General features: G+C 61.1%; 16 protein-coding genes. 10 read left to right on the forward strand and 6 right to left on the reverse strand.

Annotated elements, in window-relative coordinates:
* Positions 1-5: 5 nt before the first annotated feature.
* Genes phrB through HDC30_RS27070 form a run of 8 tightly spaced genes read left to right on the forward strand, consistent with a single transcriptional unit; the run spans position 6 to position 6,796 of the window.
* On the forward strand, positions 6-1,451 hold the full coding sequence (gene phrB, locus HDC30_RS27035) for a deoxyribodipyrimidine photo-lyase (RefSeq protein WP_027612223.1): 1,446 nt from the start codon (positions 6-8) through the stop codon (positions 1,449-1,451).
* The gene (locus HDC30_RS27040) at positions 1,444-1,866 is read left to right on the forward strand and encodes a nuclear transport factor 2 family protein (protein WP_027612224.1); all 423 of its coding nucleotides are present in this window, start codon (positions 1,444-1,446) and stop codon (positions 1,864-1,866) included. Before phrB ends, HDC30_RS27040 begins: the two co-directional genes overlap by 8 nt.
* Entirely contained in the window at positions 1,863-2,645 is a 783-nt protein-coding gene (locus HDC30_RS27045; protein ID WP_183785904.1) for an SDR family oxidoreductase, read from the forward strand. The genes HDC30_RS27040 and HDC30_RS27045 overlap by 4 nt, the downstream gene beginning before the upstream one ends.
* Positions 2,642-3,889, forward strand: coding sequence for an NAD(P)/FAD-dependent oxidoreductase (locus HDC30_RS27050; protein WP_183785906.1), 1,248 nt, complete (start codon positions 2,642-2,644; stop codon positions 3,887-3,889). The genes HDC30_RS27045 and HDC30_RS27050 overlap by 4 nt, the downstream gene beginning before the upstream one ends.
* Positions 3,886-4,701, forward strand: a complete 816-nt coding sequence (locus tag HDC30_RS27055; protein WP_097086241.1) for a DUF1365 domain-containing protein — start codon at positions 3,886-3,888, stop codon at positions 4,699-4,701. Before HDC30_RS27050 ends, HDC30_RS27055 begins: the two co-directional genes overlap by 4 nt.
* A complete protein-coding gene (locus tag HDC30_RS27060) occupies positions 4,688-5,953 on the forward strand; it encodes a cyclopropane-fatty-acyl-phospholipid synthase family protein (RefSeq protein WP_096797281.1) in 1,266 nt (421 codons plus the stop codon). The genes HDC30_RS27055 and HDC30_RS27060 overlap by 14 nt, the downstream gene beginning before the upstream one ends.
* Complete coding sequence (locus HDC30_RS27065; RefSeq protein WP_183785908.1) at positions 5,946-6,437, forward strand: DUF2878 domain-containing protein; 492 nt, start codon at positions 5,946-5,948, stop codon at positions 6,435-6,437. The genes HDC30_RS27060 and HDC30_RS27065 overlap by 8 nt, the downstream gene beginning before the upstream one ends.
* Positions 6,438-6,490: 53 nt before the next feature.
* Positions 6,491-6,796: a YkgJ family cysteine cluster protein gene (locus HDC30_RS27070; RefSeq protein ID WP_007967664.1), complete on the forward strand. Its 306-nt coding sequence runs from the start codon at positions 6,491-6,493 to the stop codon at positions 6,794-6,796.
* A 131-nt stretch (positions 6,797-6,927) separates the two neighbouring features.
* Here HDC30_RS27070 and HDC30_RS27075 read toward each other — a convergent pair whose 3' ends face one another.
* From HDC30_RS27075 to hemA, 6 genes are all read right to left on the reverse strand, one after another.
* Positions 6,928-7,446, reverse strand: coding sequence for an acyloxyacyl hydrolase (locus HDC30_RS27075; protein ID WP_027612230.1), 519 nt, complete (start codon positions 7,444-7,446; stop codon positions 6,928-6,930).
* A 112-nt stretch (positions 7,447-7,558) separates the two neighbouring features.
* Complete coding sequence (murI, locus tag HDC30_RS27080) at positions 7,559-8,350, reverse strand: glutamate racemase (RefSeq protein WP_096797283.1); 792 nt, start codon at positions 8,348-8,350, stop codon at positions 7,559-7,561.
* Entirely contained in the window at positions 8,343-9,098 is a 756-nt protein-coding gene (locus HDC30_RS27085; protein WP_027612232.1) for a molybdopterin-synthase adenylyltransferase MoeB, read from the reverse strand. The genes murI and HDC30_RS27085 overlap by 8 nt, the downstream gene beginning before the upstream one ends.
* Positions 9,092-9,922, reverse strand: a complete 831-nt coding sequence (prmC, locus tag HDC30_RS27090; RefSeq protein ID WP_183785910.1) for a peptide chain release factor N(5)-glutamine methyltransferase — start codon at positions 9,920-9,922, stop codon at positions 9,092-9,094. Before prmC ends, HDC30_RS27085 begins: the two co-directional genes overlap by 7 nt.
* Positions 9,923-11,005 (reverse strand): peptide chain release factor 1, encoded by a 1,083-nt coding sequence (prfA, locus tag HDC30_RS27095; RefSeq protein ID WP_027612234.1) that lies wholly within the window; start codon positions 11,003-11,005, stop codon positions 9,923-9,925.
* Entirely contained in the window at positions 11,002-12,288 is a 1,287-nt protein-coding gene (gene hemA, locus HDC30_RS27100) for a glutamyl-tRNA reductase (RefSeq protein ID WP_027612235.1), read from the reverse strand. The genes prfA and hemA overlap by 4 nt, the downstream gene beginning before the upstream one ends.
* 182 nt (positions 12,289-12,470) lie before the next feature.
* On the opposite strand from hemA, the gene HDC30_RS27105 reads away from it, so the two are divergent.
* Together HDC30_RS27105 and lolB are read left to right on the forward strand one after the other, a co-directional pair.
* Positions 12,471-14,195 (forward strand): tetratricopeptide repeat protein, encoded by a 1,725-nt coding sequence (locus tag HDC30_RS27105; RefSeq protein WP_098965585.1) that lies wholly within the window; start codon positions 12,471-12,473, stop codon positions 14,193-14,195.
* 3 nt (positions 14,196-14,198) lie between these two features.
* A complete protein-coding gene (gene lolB, locus HDC30_RS27110) occupies positions 14,199-14,816 on the forward strand; it encodes a lipoprotein insertase outer membrane protein LolB (RefSeq protein WP_095136807.1) in 618 nt (205 codons plus the stop codon).
* Positions 14,817-14,818: the final 2 nt, after the last annotated feature.

The raw sequence follows: 14,818 nt of genomic DNA on the forward strand, positions 1-14,818 counted from the left end.
CCGCGATGCAATTGATCTGGCTGCGCAGCGACCTGCGCCTACATGACAACACCGCCCTCGCGGCCGCCGCAGCGCGCGGCCCGACGGTTGCCGTGTATCTGTTGAGCCCGCAGCAATGGCTGGAACATGACGACGCCGCGTGCAAGGTCGACTTCTGGCTGCGCAACCTGCGTGAGCTGAGCAGTCGCCTCGGCGAGCTGAACATCCCGTTGCTGCTGCGCACCGCCAATCATTGGGATCAGGCCCCGGCGGTGCTGCTCGAACTTTGTGTGCAATTGAATATTCAAGCTGTGCACGTCAACGAAGAATATGGCATCCACGAAAGCCAGCGCGACGCCGCGGTGGCGGTGGCCCTGAAGACCAAAGGCATCGCTTTCCACAGCTACCTTGACCAACTGCTGTTCAAGCCCGGCACGGTACTGACCAAAACCGAAACCTACTTTCAGGTGTTCAGCCAGTTCCGCAAGGTCTGCTATGAACGCCTGCACCGCTCGATGCCGGCGCTGGTCAAGACGCCCGGCAAACAGGCAAAGCTGAACATTGACAGCGATCCGGTGCCGGCATCCGTCGCCGGTTTTGCAACGCCGAGCGAGTCTTTGCGCACACTGTGGCCGGCCGGCGAACAGGAAGCCCGGCGCCGTCTCGACACCTTCGCCGACGCGCAGATCGACTACTACCAGAGCGAACGCGACTTCCCGGCCAAACCCGGCACCAGTCAACTTTCCGCGTACCTCGCCGCCGGGGTGATTTCGCCGCGCCAATGCCTGCATGCGGCCTTGCAAAGCAATCAGGGCGAGTTCGACAGCGGCAAGGTCGGCGCGGTGACCTGGATCAACGAGCTGCTGTGGCGCGAGTTCTACAAACACATTCTGGTCGGCTACCCACGGGTTTCGCGCCACCGCGCATTTCGCCCGGAAACCGAAGCCCTGGCCTGGCGTGATGCGCCGGACGATCTGGCGGCCTGGCAAGAGGCGCGCACCGGTTTGCCGATCATCGATGCGGCCATGCGCCAACTGCTGGAAACCGGCTGGATGCACAACCGTCTGCGGATGATTGTGGCGATGTTCCTGACCAAGAATCTACTGATCGACTGGCGTGAAGGCGAGCGCTTTTTCATGCGCCACCTGATCGACGGCGATCTGGCGGCGAACAACGGTGGCTGGCAATGGAGTTCTTCGACCGGCACCGATTCGGCGCCGTACTTCCGCATCTTCAATCCGCTGAGCCAATCGGAAAAATTCGACAGCGAAGGCCTGTTCATCAAGCACTGGCTGCCTGAGCTGGCCGGCCTGAACAAGAAGGAAGTACACAACCCGGCCAGCGCCGGCGGACTGTTCGGCGTGGCGGATTATCCGGCGCCGATCGTCAATCTCGGCGCTTCGCGCGAACGCGCGCTGGCGGCGTTCAAGAACCTGCCGTCGCGCTCGTCTATGGAAGAAGTTCATGAGTGAATTCCTGCGCCGCTTCGCCCGCCAGTTCGCCGAGTTGAACAAAGACAACTTGCAACGTCTGGGCGAGCTGTACAGCGATGACATTCACTTCACCGACCCGCTGCATGAAGTGCAGGGGCTGGTGCAACTGCGACATTACTTCAGCGAGCTGTACGCCAACGTCAGCGAACTGCGCTTCGATTTCCACGGCTTCGACCAGATCGCTGACGGTGAAGGTTACCTGCGCTGGGTCATGAGTTACCGCCACCCGCGTCTGGCCGGTGGTCAATTGATTCGCGTCGCCGGGTGTTCGCACCTGCTGTGGCGCGACAAGGTTTATCGCCACCGGGATTATTTCGATGCCGGGGCCATGCTGTATGAACATTTACCCGTATTGGGCCGGGTGATCGCCTGGTTGAAAAGGAGAATGGGATGAGTCGTACACCTCCACGGCGTTATTGGCTGACCGGTGCCAGCAGTGGCATCGGCGCAGCACTGGCTGAAGAGATTCTGAAAAGCGGCGCGCATCTGGCTGTCAGTTCGCGTCAGGTGGCACCGCTCAAAGTGCTGTCGCAACGTTATCCGGGGCAAGTGCTGGTGGTGGCCGGCGATCTGACCAACAGTCAGACCGTGCGCGAAATCGGCCAGCAGATCGAACAGGCCTGGGGCTCGCTCGACAGCGTAATTCTCAATGCCGGCACCTGCGAGTACGTCGATGCGCGACAGTTCGATGCCTCGATCATCGAACATGTGGTGCGCACCAACCTGCTCGCCAGCAGTTACTGCATCGAAGCGGCCCTGCCGTTGCTGCGCAAAGGCACCGCGCCGCATCTGATCGGCATGGCCAGTTCCGTGACCTACCTGCCGCTGCCTCGGGCCGAAGCCTACGGCGCGTCGAAGGCCGGGCTGCGCTATCTGTTCGAATCGCTGCGAATCGACCTGGCCGTCGAGGGCATCGAGGTCACCATCATCAGCCCGGGTTTTGTCGAAACCCCGCTGACCGCCAAGAATGACTTCCCGATGCCGTTGAGCTGGCCTGTGGATAAAGCGGCGCGGCACATCTTCGCCAAGCTCAAGGATCGTCCGCTGGAGATCGCCTTTCCGGCACTGTTCATGGCGGCGCTGTGGCCACTGTCGAAGCTGCCGGCGCGCCTGCAACTGGCGATCGGCAAGCGCATGGTGCGCAGCAACCCACCGCTGCGGGACCCGATATGAAGATCGCCATTGTCGGCAGCGGAATCGCCGGCCTGACCTGCGCTCACCTGCTCAATCGCCGACACGACATCACGGTGTTCGAGGCCAGCGACTGGGTCGGCGGTCACACGCACACCGTGCAGGTAACCGTCGATGGCCGCGAATACGCGGTCGACACTGGGTTCATCGTGTTCAACGACTGGATCTATCCGAACTTCATTCGATTGCTCGGCCAGCTCGGCGTGTCGTTCAAACCGACGGAAATGAGCTTCTCGGTCACCGACCCGGACACCGGTCTGGAATACAACGGCAACAACCTCAACAGCCTCTTCGCCCAGCGCAGCAACCTGCTGTCCCCGGGGTTCTGGGGCATGTTGCGCGACATCCTGCGCTTCAATAAAGAAGCCCAGCGCGACCTCGCCGAACAACGCATTGCCGCCGATACCACGCTCGACGATTACCTCAAGGCTGGCGGTTATGGCGAACGTTTCATCCTGCATTACATCGTGCCGATGGGCTCGGCGATCTGGTCGATGCCGATGGCCGAGATGCTCAATTTCCCGCTGCAATTCTTTGTGCGCTTCTTCAAGAATCATGGCCTGCTGTCAGTCAGTGATCGCCCGCAATGGCAGGTGATCGAGGGCGGCTCCAGTGCCTACATTGCGCCGTTGACTGCGGCGTTCCACGACAAGATCCGCCTCAGCTGCCCGGTGACGCGCATCGATCGCGATGAACACGGCGTTGTTATCCACAGCCCGGCCGGCATCGAGCGTTTCGACAAAGTCGTGCTTGCCTGCCACAGCGACCAGGCCCTGCAATTGCTTGGCACGCCAAGCCAGGCGGAACGCTCGATCCTCGGCGCCCTGCCCTATGCCGATAACGAAGTTGTGCTGCATACCGATACCCGTCTGCTGCCGACCCGCAAACTGGCGTGGGCCAGTTGGAACTATCGCTTGAGCGGCGCCGGCCATACCCACGCGGCCGTCACTTACGACATGAACATCCTGCAGGGTATTCAGAGTGACACCACGTTCTGCGTCAGCCTCAATCAGAGCGCCGGGATCAGCCCGTTCAAGGTGCTCGCCAAATACACCTACGCCCACCCGCAATTCAGCCTCGCGGCTGTGGCGGCGCAAAACCGCTGGGCCGAACTCGACGGTCAGCAGCACACCCATTATTGCGGCGCCTACTGGGCCAACGGCTTTCATGAGGACGGCGTGGTCAGCGCGTTGCGCGTGGCCGCCGCGTTCGGGGAAAGCTTATGAACAGCGCCCTGTACAGCGGCTGGATCGGCCATCGGCGCTTTTCGCCCAGACGCCACGAATTCCGTTACCGGATCGGTCTGTTGTACCTCGATCTGGCGGAACAGGACGCCGTGTTCGGCCTGTCACCGTTTGCCAGTCGCAGCCGCTTTGCACCGTTTTCGTTTCGCGAAACCGACTACCTGAAAACCTTCACCGGCAGCGGCATGCGCCTGATCGACGCGGTGCGCCAGCAAGTCGGCGTCGCCATCGGCCATCAACCGCAGGGTTCGATCTGCCTGCTGACCCAACCGCGCAGTTGGGGTCTGGCGTTCAATCCGGTGAGTTTCTTTTATTGCCACGAGGCCGACGGGCAACTGGCGGCGATTCTCTGCGAAGTCACCAACACGCCGTGGCGCGAGCGTTATCACTACGTGCTGCCGGCCCGCACACCGACCGACCTGCAAGACTTTCACCAGCACTTCGCCGTGGCCAAGGCCTTTCATGTCTCGCCGTTTTTGCCGCGCGATCTCGAGTACCGCATGAGCTTCAGCCCGGCTGCGCAAAACCTCGGCGTGCACATGGCCGACTGGCAGGGTGAGCACAAGCTGTTCGACGCCACGCTCAATCTGCAGCGCGAACCCCTCGACCGCCACAGCCTGCACCGCTACTTGCGACGTTTTCCGTGGATGACCGCGAAAACCTGCCTGGCGATTTATTGGCAAGCCGTGCGCCTGTTGCTCAAGCGTGCTCCGATTTTTGCTCATCAGGCTGCCGACGGCAGCTTTCAGATCGCCACTGTGCCTCCCAAGGAGCACCGCCATGAAATCCTCTAGCCTGTCGGTCAGTCGCTTCAGCACCAACGGTTTGACCGGTTCGCTGCTGCGTCGCGGCGTTTTGCGGCAACTGAGCCAACTCAAACACGGGCAATTGCTGGTGGTTGAGGATGGCGAACGCCTGATGTTCGGCACGCCGGGCAGCCACCTGCTCGGCGAAATCCATGTGCAGGATGCAGCGGTGTGGGGCATGGTCGCCGGCAACGGATCGATTGGCGCGGGCGAAGCGTTTATCCACGGTTACTGGAGTTCGCCGGACCTGACGGCGGTCGTGCGCGTGTTCGTCAGCAACCTCGACGTGCTCGACGCCATGGAGCGCGGTCTGGCCCGCCTCAGCCGGCCGCTGGTGCAAGGCCTGCACTGGCTCAACCGCAACACGCGCAAGGGGTCGCAGAAAAACATCGCGGCGCACTATGACCTCGGCAACGATCTGTTCGAACAGTTTCTCGACCCGACCATGATGTATTCGGCGGCGCAGTTCCTCAGTCCCGACGACAGCCTGGAACAGGCTCAGTTGAACAAGCTGGAACGGATCTGCCAGAAGCTCGCACTCAAGCCCGAAGATCATCTGCTGGAGATCGGCACCGGTTGGGGCAGCATGGCGCTCTACGCCGCGCAGCATTACGGTTGCCGTGTCACCACCACGACGCTGTCGAAAGAGCAGTACGCGTTTACCGCCAGGCGCATTGAAGCACTGGGGTTGCAGGATCGGGTAACGCTGCTGCTCACCGACTACCGCGACCTCACCGGCGAATACGACAAACTGGTGTCGATCGAGATGATCGAAGCGGTCGGTCACCGCTTCCTGCCCACCTATTTCAAGCAATGCGCGCACCTGCTCAAGAGCAACGGCCTGATGCTGTTGCAGGCGATCACCATCCGCGAGCAGCGCTACGAGCAGGCCAAGCGCGGCGTCGACTTCATCCAGCGCTACATCTTCCCCGGCGGCGCCCTGCCCTGCGTGCAGAAGATGCTCGAAGTGGTCAGCCGCGAGACCGATATGAACCTGCTGCACATGGAAGATTTCGGCCTGCACTACGCCCGCACCCTGCGCCTGTGGCACGAAAACTTTCGCCGCGCCCATGGCCGTTTGAGCGAGTTGGGTTACGACGATTACTTCCTGCGACTGTGGGAGTTTTACCTGTGCTACTGCGAGGGCGGGTTTCTGGAGCGCACCATCGGCACCGCGCAACTGCTGCTGGCCAAACCGGCCGCGATGCCGGCGCCGTTGCTCGGACGCTTCGATGCTTGAGCGGCTGACCAATGCCGTGCTGTTTCAGGTCGGCTGGCTGGCCTGCGTGATCGGCGGCGACAGTCTCTGGCTGCTGCTGGCGCTGGCGGTGCTGGTGATTCATCTGGGCTGGATCAGCAGTTGGGCGGAGGAAGGTCGTTTGATCCTCAGCGTGGTGCTTGTCGGTACAGCCGTAGACAGTCTGTTGCGCGCTGCCGGCGTGTTCGAATTCCAGGACCTGTCGCCACTGATTCCGCTGTGGCTGATGCTGCTCTGGGCCTTGCTCGCCACCACGTTGCGGCACTGCCTGCAATGGAGCGCCCGCCCGTGGTGGCTGGCCAGCGGACTCGGTGCAGTGGGCGGCGCCGTGTCCTATTACGGCGGCGGACAGCTGGCCGGCGTGCAATTTCCTTACGGTGAAGTGCCAACCCTGATCGGCATCGGCCTGCTGTGGGCGCTGCTGTTTCCGCTGCTGCATGTCATGGCACGGCGCCTGAGCCACTGAGCGTCTGTCAGGCCTTTCACACAGCAACCGGTGGCTGCCTTACACTGCGCAGCATGAAAACCATTCCCCACCAGCAAATCACCGAGCCAGCGGTCACCTGTTCGACCTGCGCAGCGTGCTGTTGCCAGCTCGAAGTGATGCTGATCACCGACACCGGCGTACCTGAACGCTTTATCGATACCGATGAGTGGGGTGGTGAAGTGATGCTGCGGCTGGACGACGGCTGGTGTGCGGCGCTGGATCGCGACAGCATGATGTGCACGATCTATGAGAAACGTCCGCTGATCTGTCGCGAATTCGAGATGGGTGCACCGGAGTGCATTGAAGAACGCAAAGGCATTGCCACTGCTTACCGCTGATTCCGAAAAACACTACTGAAACAAATGTAGGAGTGAGCCTGCTCGCGATTGCGGAGTACCAGTCAAACAAATGTTGGCTGACACTCCGCAATCGCGAGCAGGCTCACTCCTACAGAGGTTATGTGTAGCGCTTACAGCGGCATCGTGTAATGCAGCGCGTAGCTTTCTACACCGTCGTTGCTGCTGGCCAGGCCGGCGTTGGAATAGTGCGTCGCACGAATCCCCACTTCATGCCCGCCATTGAAGCGCAGACCAAAACCGATACGGTCTTCGAACTGGAAAGAGCCGCCGATGTTGTTGCTTTCATATTTGGTGTTGGAGAACGCTGCGACACCAATGCCCGCTTCAACATACGGCTTGACCGACTGACCGGCAAACTCGTAAACGAACACCGGCGAGAACGACAGGCTGTTGTTGCTGGAAGTCTTGTCACCTTCCCAGTAAGTGTAAGCGCCGCTCCAGTAACCGGTCAGGCGACCGACATCACTTTGCAGCCAGCTCTTGTCCCAATCGAAATTCATGCCCAGGCGATAAGTCATGGTCGAATCGCTGGTCGCACCCACTGCAAATTCAACACCTGCAGCTTGCGCGGTAATACTTTGCCCCATCAGTGCGGCCGCAATCGCGGCCAAGCAGAATAGTCGCTTCACTTTGAAACTTCCTTTTCCGGAACGATCGTTTGGTTTTCTAGATAACTCATCGCTATAGAAGCTAGCGCTTGATTAGAAGTTCAGCTGTTTTTTTAGTTATTTCACATTTTTTTTACAAGCTGAATTTTTCGACGTCGCCGGCAACCTGACCCAACAGGGGCAGGGTCTTGCGGAAGAACGCGGGGGCGGCACTGGTCCAGAATCTGACCGGGCGGTTCGGCCCCTCGGCGAGCAGATCACGTTCGGCCAGCAACCGTTGCAGTTGCCGCGCTACGGCTGCGCCAGTGTCAATCAGGCTGATGCTGTCGGGAATCATCGTCTTGAGCATCGGCTTGAGAAACGGATAGTGAGTGCAACCGAGAATGATCGTGTCGCAACCGTTGGCCAGCAGCGGATCGACGTAGTGCTGCAGCAACGTGCGCAACTCGGCGCTGTGCAGATCACCGCTTTCAATCAGTTCCACCAGACCGGGGCACGGCTGGGTGATGACGCGAACGTCAGCGGCGAAGCGGTCGAGCAACGCGGCGAACTTGGCACTCTGCAACGTGCCGGTGGTGGCGAGTACGCCAACCACACCGCTGCGGGTAGCGGCAGCTGCGGGTTTGACCGCTGGCTCCATGCCAACGATCGGCCACTCGGGGAAATCCCGGCGCAGATCGGCAACCGCGGCCACCGTCGCCGTGTTGCAGGCGATCACCAGGGCCTTGGCGCCCTGCTCACGGAAAAAACCGGCCATCACATTGCAGCGCTGGCGGATGAACTCCGGGGTTTTCTCGCCGTAGGGAATATGCCCGCAATCGGCGAAATACAGCAGTGATTCATGGGGCAGCAAACGCTGGATTTCAGCCAGTACCGACAAGCCGCCGACACCGGAATCGAACACCGCGATCGGCGCCTCACGCATGCTGCGAACCACAGACGCTGCAACCCGGATCACGCTTGACCCGCAATTCACGAAAGCGCGAACCCAAGGCATCGATCAACAGCAAACGACCCACCAACGGTTCGCCAAAACCGACCAGCACTTTCAACGCTTCAAGCGCCTGCAGGCTGCCGACCAGCCCCACCAGCGGCCCGACCACACCGGCCTCGCTGCAGGTCAGTTCGGCTTCGCTGCCATGTCCGTACAGGCAGTGGTAGCACGGACTTTCCGGGCGGCGCGGGTCGAACACCGACAACTGCCCTTCCAGACGAATCGCCGCGCCGCTGACCAGCGGTTTGCGCGCTGCCACACACGCGGCGTTGACCGCCTCGCGGGTGGAGAAGTTATCGGAGCAGTCGAGCACCAGATCCACCGCCGACACGGCGGCGGCCAGGGAATCCTCGTCCAGTGCCTGACGATGAGGCACCAGCTTAATCTCGGGATTGATCGCGCTCAGGCGCTTGAGCGCCGAGTCGACCTTGCTCATGCCGACGCTGTCGGTGTCATGAATGATCTGGCGCTGCAGGTTGGTCAGGTCGACCGTGTCGAAATCCGCCAGATGCAACTCACCGACGCCCGCCGCCGCCAGATACAGCGCCACCGGCGCACCGAGACCGCCGAGGCCGACGATCAGCACGCGGCTGTCTTTCAGCTTCAGTTGCCCATCGATATCGATGTGTTGCAGCAGAATCTGCCGGCTGTAGCGCAGCAATTCCTGATCATTCAGCACGGCAGGCGCCCCAGGCTGATCCGTTGATGGCCGCCCAGATCGGTGCGGCTGTGGACTTGTTCAAAACCACGGGTGAGCAACAGATCACGCACGGCTTCGGCTTGATCATAGCCGTGTTCGAGCATCAGCCAGCCGCCGGCTTCCAGATGATCCGGGGCCTGGGCGATGATCAGGCGCAGATCGTCGAGCCCGTCGACACCGGCCACCAGCGCACTGGCCGGTTCGAAGCGCACGTCGCCCTCGACCAGATGCGGATCGGCAGCCGCAATGTACGGCGGATTGCTGATGATCAGATGGAAACGCTGGCCTGCGAGGGCGCTGAACCAGTGACTGCTCAGCACCGTGGCGTTGCTCAGGTTCAAACGCTGACGGTTGCGTTCGGCGAGGGCCACGGCTTCCAGCACACGATCCACCGCCATGACGTTCCACGCCGGGCGTTCGCTGGCCAGGGCCAGGGCAATCGCGCCGCTGCCGGTGCCCAGATCGAGGACTTTCGCCGGCGTTGCCGCCAGCAGTTCCAGTGCGGCCTCGACCAGCAACTCGGTGTCCGGGCGCGGGATCAGAGTGTGCGGCGCCACTTCCAGATCGAGCTTCCAGAACCCCTGCTGACCAAGGATGTAGGCCACCGGCTCGCCACTTCGACGCCGTTGCAGGTACTCGGTAAAAATCAGCACCGCTTCGCTGGGTACGATGCGCTCGGGCCAGGTGTGCAGGAAGCTTCGCGATTTGCCCAGTGCCGCTGCCAGGAGCAATTCGGCATCCAGGCGCGCGGTGGGCGAGTCCGGCAGTTCGGCGGCGCGCAACAGACTGGCAATGATGGTCATTTATTCACCTATCGCTGCAAGTTGGTCGGCCTGGTACTCGGCCAACAAAGGCTCGATCACCGCTTCAACGCCACCGGCGAGAATTTCATCGAGGGAGTACAGGGTCAGGTTGACACGATGGTCAGTAACCCGGCCCTGGGCAAAGTTGTACGTGCGAATGCGCTCGGAACGGTCACCGGAACCGACCAGCAACTTACGCTCGCTGGCAATCGCATTCGCCGCCGCTGCGGTTTGCTGATCGTTGAGCTTGGCTGACAGCCAGGCCATCGCCCGGGCACGGTTCTTGTGCTGGGAACGTTCTTCCTGACACTCGACGACGGTGCCGGTCGGTATGTGCGTGATGCGGATTGCCGAGTCGGTGGTGTTGACGTGCTGACCACCGGCCCCTGAGGAGCGATAAGTGTCGACACGCAGATCCGCCGGGTTGATCTCGATGGCTTCGCGCTCGTCCGGTTCGGGCAATACCGCCACGGTGCAGGCCGAGGTGTGGATACGGCCCTGGGATTCGGTGGCAGGTACACGCTGTACGCGGTGCGCGCCGGACTCGAATTTCAACTTGCCGTAAACGTTGTCGCCTTCAATGCGAGCGATGACTTCTTTATAGCCACCGTGCTCGCCCTCGTTTTCCGAAAGAATCTCCACGCGCCAGCCACGTCGCTCGGCGTAACGCGAGTACATGCGGAACAGATCGCCGGAGAAGATCGCCGCCTCGTCGCCACCGGTACCCGCGCGAATTTCGAGAAAGACGTTACGACCGTCATTGGGATCCTTGGGCAGCAACATGCGCTGCAGATCATCTTCCAGCCTGATCAGCAATTCCTTGGCTTCGCGGACTTCTTCCACGGCCATTTCACGCATGTCCGGGTCGCTGTCCTTGAGCAGCGCCTGGGCGCCTTCAAGATCACTTTGTACGCCGAGCAGCTTTTTATAGCCTTGTACCACCGGCTCGAGTTCGGCGTATTCCTTGGAATAGGCGCGAAATTTGGCTTGATCGGCAATGACTTCGCCGTCGCCGAGCAGCGCGGTCAGTTCCTCGAAACGGTCTTGGAGGGTATCCAGCTTGTTGAGCAGTGACGCTTTCATTGCGGTTTTTTATCCGAAAAACTATCCGGTGAGCCCTCGAGGGCAAAGAGTTCCTGGGCCATGGCCAGCGCATCGAGGCGGCCTTCGGCAGAAAGCTTTTTCAGCTGCACGCTGGGCGCATGCAGCAGTTTATTGGTCAGGCCGCGGGCCAGTTGCCCGAGCACATCTTCGGCGTTGCCGCCGTTGGCCAGCAGACGCAGGGCTTTTTGCAGCTCCTCGTCGCGCAGGCGTTCGCTCTGTTGCCGATAGGCCTTGAGCACATCGACCGCCGCCAGCTCACGCAGGCGCACCATGAAATCGTCGGCGCCGACCGAGACCATCTCTTCCGCCGCCTGGGCTGCGCCCTGACGACTCTTGAGGTTCTCGGCGACCACTTCGTGCAGATCATCGACGCTGTACAGGTAAACGTCGTCGAGTTCGCCGACTTCCGGCTCGATGTCGCGGGGTACGGCGATGTCGACCATGAAGATCGGCTTGTGCTTGCGCTGCTTCAGCGCGCTTTCCACCGCGCCCTTGCCGAGGATCGGCAACTGGCTGGCGGTCGAACTGATCACGATATCGCTGCGCACCAGTTCCGCCGGAATGTCCGAGAGCAGCACCGCATGCGCACCGAACTGCTCGGCCAGAAGGCTGGCGCGCTCCAGCGTACGGTTGGCGACCACGATGCGCTTGACCCCCAGCTCATGCAAATGGCGGGCGACCAGCGTGATGGTCTCGCCAGCGCCTATCAGCAGGGCCTGACTGCGTTGCAGGTCGCTGAAAATCTGCTTGGCCAGGCTGACCGCTGCAAACGCCACGGACACCGGGTTTTCGCCGATGGCGGTGTCGGTACGCACTTGCTTGGCGGCATTGAACGTCGCTTGAAACAGCCGCCCCAGCAGCGGGCCGATGGTCCCGGCCTCACGCGCCACGGCGTAGGCCGATTTCATCTGGCCGAGAATCTGCGGTTCGCCCAGCACCAGCGAGTCGAGCCCGGAGGCGACGCGCATCATGTGACGAACTGCCGCATCATCTTCATGCACATAAGCACTCGCGCGCAGCTCATCGAGGCTTAAATGGTGATAATCGGCCAGCCAGCGCAGAACCAGATCAGCCGAAACCTGATCCTGTTCTATATACAGCTCACTGCGATTGCAGGTGGAGAGGATCGCAGCTTCGCGGCTGTCGGTGAGTCGGCAGAGCTGCTGCAAGGCCTCCACCAGCTGCTCAGGGGTAAAGGCCACGCGCTCGCGGACGTCTACTGAAGCAGTCTTGTGGTTAATACCGAGTGCAAGGAAGGCCATTCAAGGTCGCTGATGGTGACGTGAAGCCGGCAATTGTCCTACTTCGTCAGATTCAGAACAACTACCGCTGACTATTGTCCCAATTGTCGGCCACTATAAAGGCCACATTCGAGACTCGGTTATGTTTGGCCGAAGGCTTGTGTCATGATGATCCGACCGCAGGTTAGTCGTCCTCTTCCTATATGAATAGATCTTCCGCGTTGCTCCTTGCTTTTGTCTTCCTCAGCGGCTGCCAGGCCATGGCACCCGTTTCGCCGGACGGTACCCCGCCGGTCGAAGACACCGCGTCCCCGCCTGAAAAACCCAAGGTTTACAGCTCGTTCAGCGAGGAGACCGTTTTCAGCCTGCTGAGCGCCGAACTCGCCGGCCAGCGCAATCGCTTCGACATTGCCCTGGACAACTACGTGACCCAGGCGATCAATACTCAGGACCCGGGGGTTTCCGAGCGCGCGTTCCGCATCGCCGAATATCTCGGTGCCGACCAGCCTGCGCTGGATACCGCACTGATCTGGGCAAAAAACGCTCCGGACGACCTCGAAGCGCAACGCGCCGCCGCCGTGCAACTGGCCCGCGCCGGGCGTTATGACGACTCCATGGTTTATATGGAGAAAGTCCTGCAGGGCAAGGGCGACACCCATTTCGACTTCCTCGCGCTGTCGGCCGCCGATACCGATCAGGAAACCCGCAACGGCCTGATGAAAAGTTTCGACCGTCTGCTACAGCGCCACCCGAAGAACAGCCAGCTGATTTTCGGCAAGGCCCTGCTGCTGCAACAGGACGGCGACAATAAAGCCGCCCTGACACTGCTCGAAGACAACCCGCCGGAAGAAGGCGAGATTGCGCCGATCCTGCTGCGCGCGCGTCTGCTGCAAACCATGAATCGTGGCGACGAAGCCCTGCCGCTGTTGCGGAAAAGCATCAAGAAATACCCGGACGACAAACGCCTGCGCCTGACTTATGCGCGCACGCTGGTTGAACAGGACCGGATGGATGACGCCAAGGTCGAGTTCTCCACCCTGGTTCAGCAATACCCCGAAGACGATGAACTGCGTTACTCGCTGGCGCTGGTGTGCCTGGAAGCCAAGGCCTGGGACGAGGCCAAGGGTTATCTGGAAGACCTGATCGCTCGTGAAAGCCATGTCGATTCGGCGCACCTGAACCTCGGTCGCATCGCTGAAGAACGCAATGACCCGCAAGGCGCGCTGATCGAATACGCGCAGGTCGGCCCGGGCAACGACTATCTGCCGGCGCAACTGCGTCAGGCCGATATTCTGATGAACAACGGCAAGACCGCTGAAGCCCAGAGCAAACTGGCCGCTGAGCGTGATGCCCAGCCGGATTACGCGATCCAGCTGTATCTGATCGAATCCGAAACCCTGTCGGCCAACAAACAGGACGACAAGGCCTGGAAAACGCTGGATAAAGCCTTGCAGCAATACCCGGACGATCTGAATCTGCTCTACACCCGGGCCATGCTCGCGGAAAAACGCAATGATCTGGCACAGATGGAAAAAGACCTGCGCCTGATCATCAAGCGCGACCCGGACAACGCCATGGCGCTCAATGCGCTGGGCTACACCCTGTCCGATCGCACCACCCGCTACGCTGAAGCCAAGGCCCTGATCGAACAGGCGCACCAGATCAATCCGGAAGACCCGGCGGTACTCGACAGCCTCGGCTGGGTGAATTTCCGCATGGGCAATCTGGACGACGCCGAGAAATATCTGCGTCAGGCGCTCGAGCGTTTCCCGGACCACGAAGTCGCCGCGCACCTGGGCGAAGTTCTGTGGGTCAAGGGCAATCAGCGCGAGGCCAAGCAAGTCTGGGGCAAGTACCTCAAAGATCAGCCCGACAGCACCATCCTGCGCAGCACCATCAAGCGCCTGACCGGATCCGAGACTCTTTAACTCATGTTTTTGCGCCACGTTATTGTTTTCAGCTTCATCGCCCTGCTCGCCGGTTGCGCGGGCTTCGGCGCTCGCGAATCGGTCGAGGGCCACGGCAGTCCGGCTCAGTGGGCCGCGAACAAACAACAGCTGACCGGCCTCGACGGCTGGCAGATCGACGGCAAGATCGGCATTCGCGCACCGAAAGATTCCGGCAGCGGCACGCTGTTCTGGCTGCAACGCCAGGACTACTACGACATTCGCCTGTCCGGCCCGCTGGGTCGTGGCGCGGCACGTCTGACCGGGCGCCCGGGCAAGGTTTCGCTGGAAGTCGCCAATCAGGGCCGCTATGACTCCGAGTCGCCGGAAGCGCTGCTCGAAGAGCAACTCGGCTGGAAGCTGCCGGTCTCCAATCTGGCCTGGTGGGTCCGTGGCCTGCCGGCCCCCAGCAGCAAAAGCCGTCTGACCCTCGATAACGACAGTCGCCTGGCCAATCTGGAACAGGACGGCTGGAAGGTCGAGTACCTCAGCTACGCCGAGCAAAACGGTTACTGGCTGCCCGAGCGGATCAAGCTGCATGGCACCGATCTGGACGTGACGCTGGTGATCAAGACCTGGCAACCGCGTAAATTGGGGCAATAAAG

Origin of the sequence: Pseudomonas sp. JAI115 (assembly GCF_014200835.1) — a bacterium.
In the GTDB taxonomy this organism is placed as follows: domain Bacteria; phylum Pseudomonadota; class Gammaproteobacteria; order Pseudomonadales; family Pseudomonadaceae; genus Aquipseudomonas; species Aquipseudomonas putida_A.

Coding starts and splice junctions, on each gene's coding strand:
- phrB (WP_027612223.1), top strand. CDS start 6: ATGCAATTGATCTGGCTGCGCAGCGACCTGCGCCTACATGACAACACC.
- HDC30_RS27040 (WP_027612224.1), top strand. CDS start 1,444: ATGAGTGAATTCCTGCGCCGCTTCGCCCGCCAGTTCGCCGAGTTGAAC.
- HDC30_RS27045 (WP_183785904.1), top strand. CDS start 1,863: ATGAGTCGTACACCTCCACGGCGTTATTGGCTGACCGGTGCCAGCAGT.
- HDC30_RS27050 (WP_183785906.1), top strand. CDS start 2,642: ATGAAGATCGCCATTGTCGGCAGCGGAATCGCCGGCCTGACCTGCGCT.
- HDC30_RS27055 (WP_097086241.1), top strand. CDS start 3,886: ATGAACAGCGCCCTGTACAGCGGCTGGATCGGCCATCGGCGCTTTTCG.
- HDC30_RS27060 (WP_096797281.1), top strand. CDS start 4,688: ATGAAATCCTCTAGCCTGTCGGTCAGTCGCTTCAGCACCAACGGTTTG.
- HDC30_RS27065 (WP_183785908.1), top strand. CDS start 5,946: ATGCTTGAGCGGCTGACCAATGCCGTGCTGTTTCAGGTCGGCTGGCTG.
- HDC30_RS27070 (WP_007967664.1), top strand. CDS start 6,491: ATGAAAACCATTCCCCACCAGCAAATCACCGAGCCAGCGGTCACCTGT.
- murI (WP_096797283.1), bottom strand. CDS start 8,350: ATGCGTGAGGCGCCGATCGCGGTGTTCGATTCCGGTGTCGGCGGCTTG.
- prmC (WP_183785910.1), bottom strand. CDS start 9,922: ATGACCATCATTGCCAGTCTGTTGCGCGCCGCCGAACTGCCGGACTCG.
- prfA (WP_027612234.1), bottom strand. CDS start 11,005: ATGAAAGCGTCACTGCTCAACAAGCTGGATACCCTCCAAGACCGTTTC.
- hemA (WP_027612235.1), bottom strand. CDS start 12,288: ATGGCCTTCCTTGCACTCGGTATTAACCACAAGACTGCTTCAGTAGAC.
- HDC30_RS27105 (WP_098965585.1), top strand. CDS start 12,471: ATGAATAGATCTTCCGCGTTGCTCCTTGCTTTTGTCTTCCTCAGCGGC.
- lolB (WP_095136807.1), top strand. CDS start 14,199: ATGTTTTTGCGCCACGTTATTGTTTTCAGCTTCATCGCCCTGCTCGCC.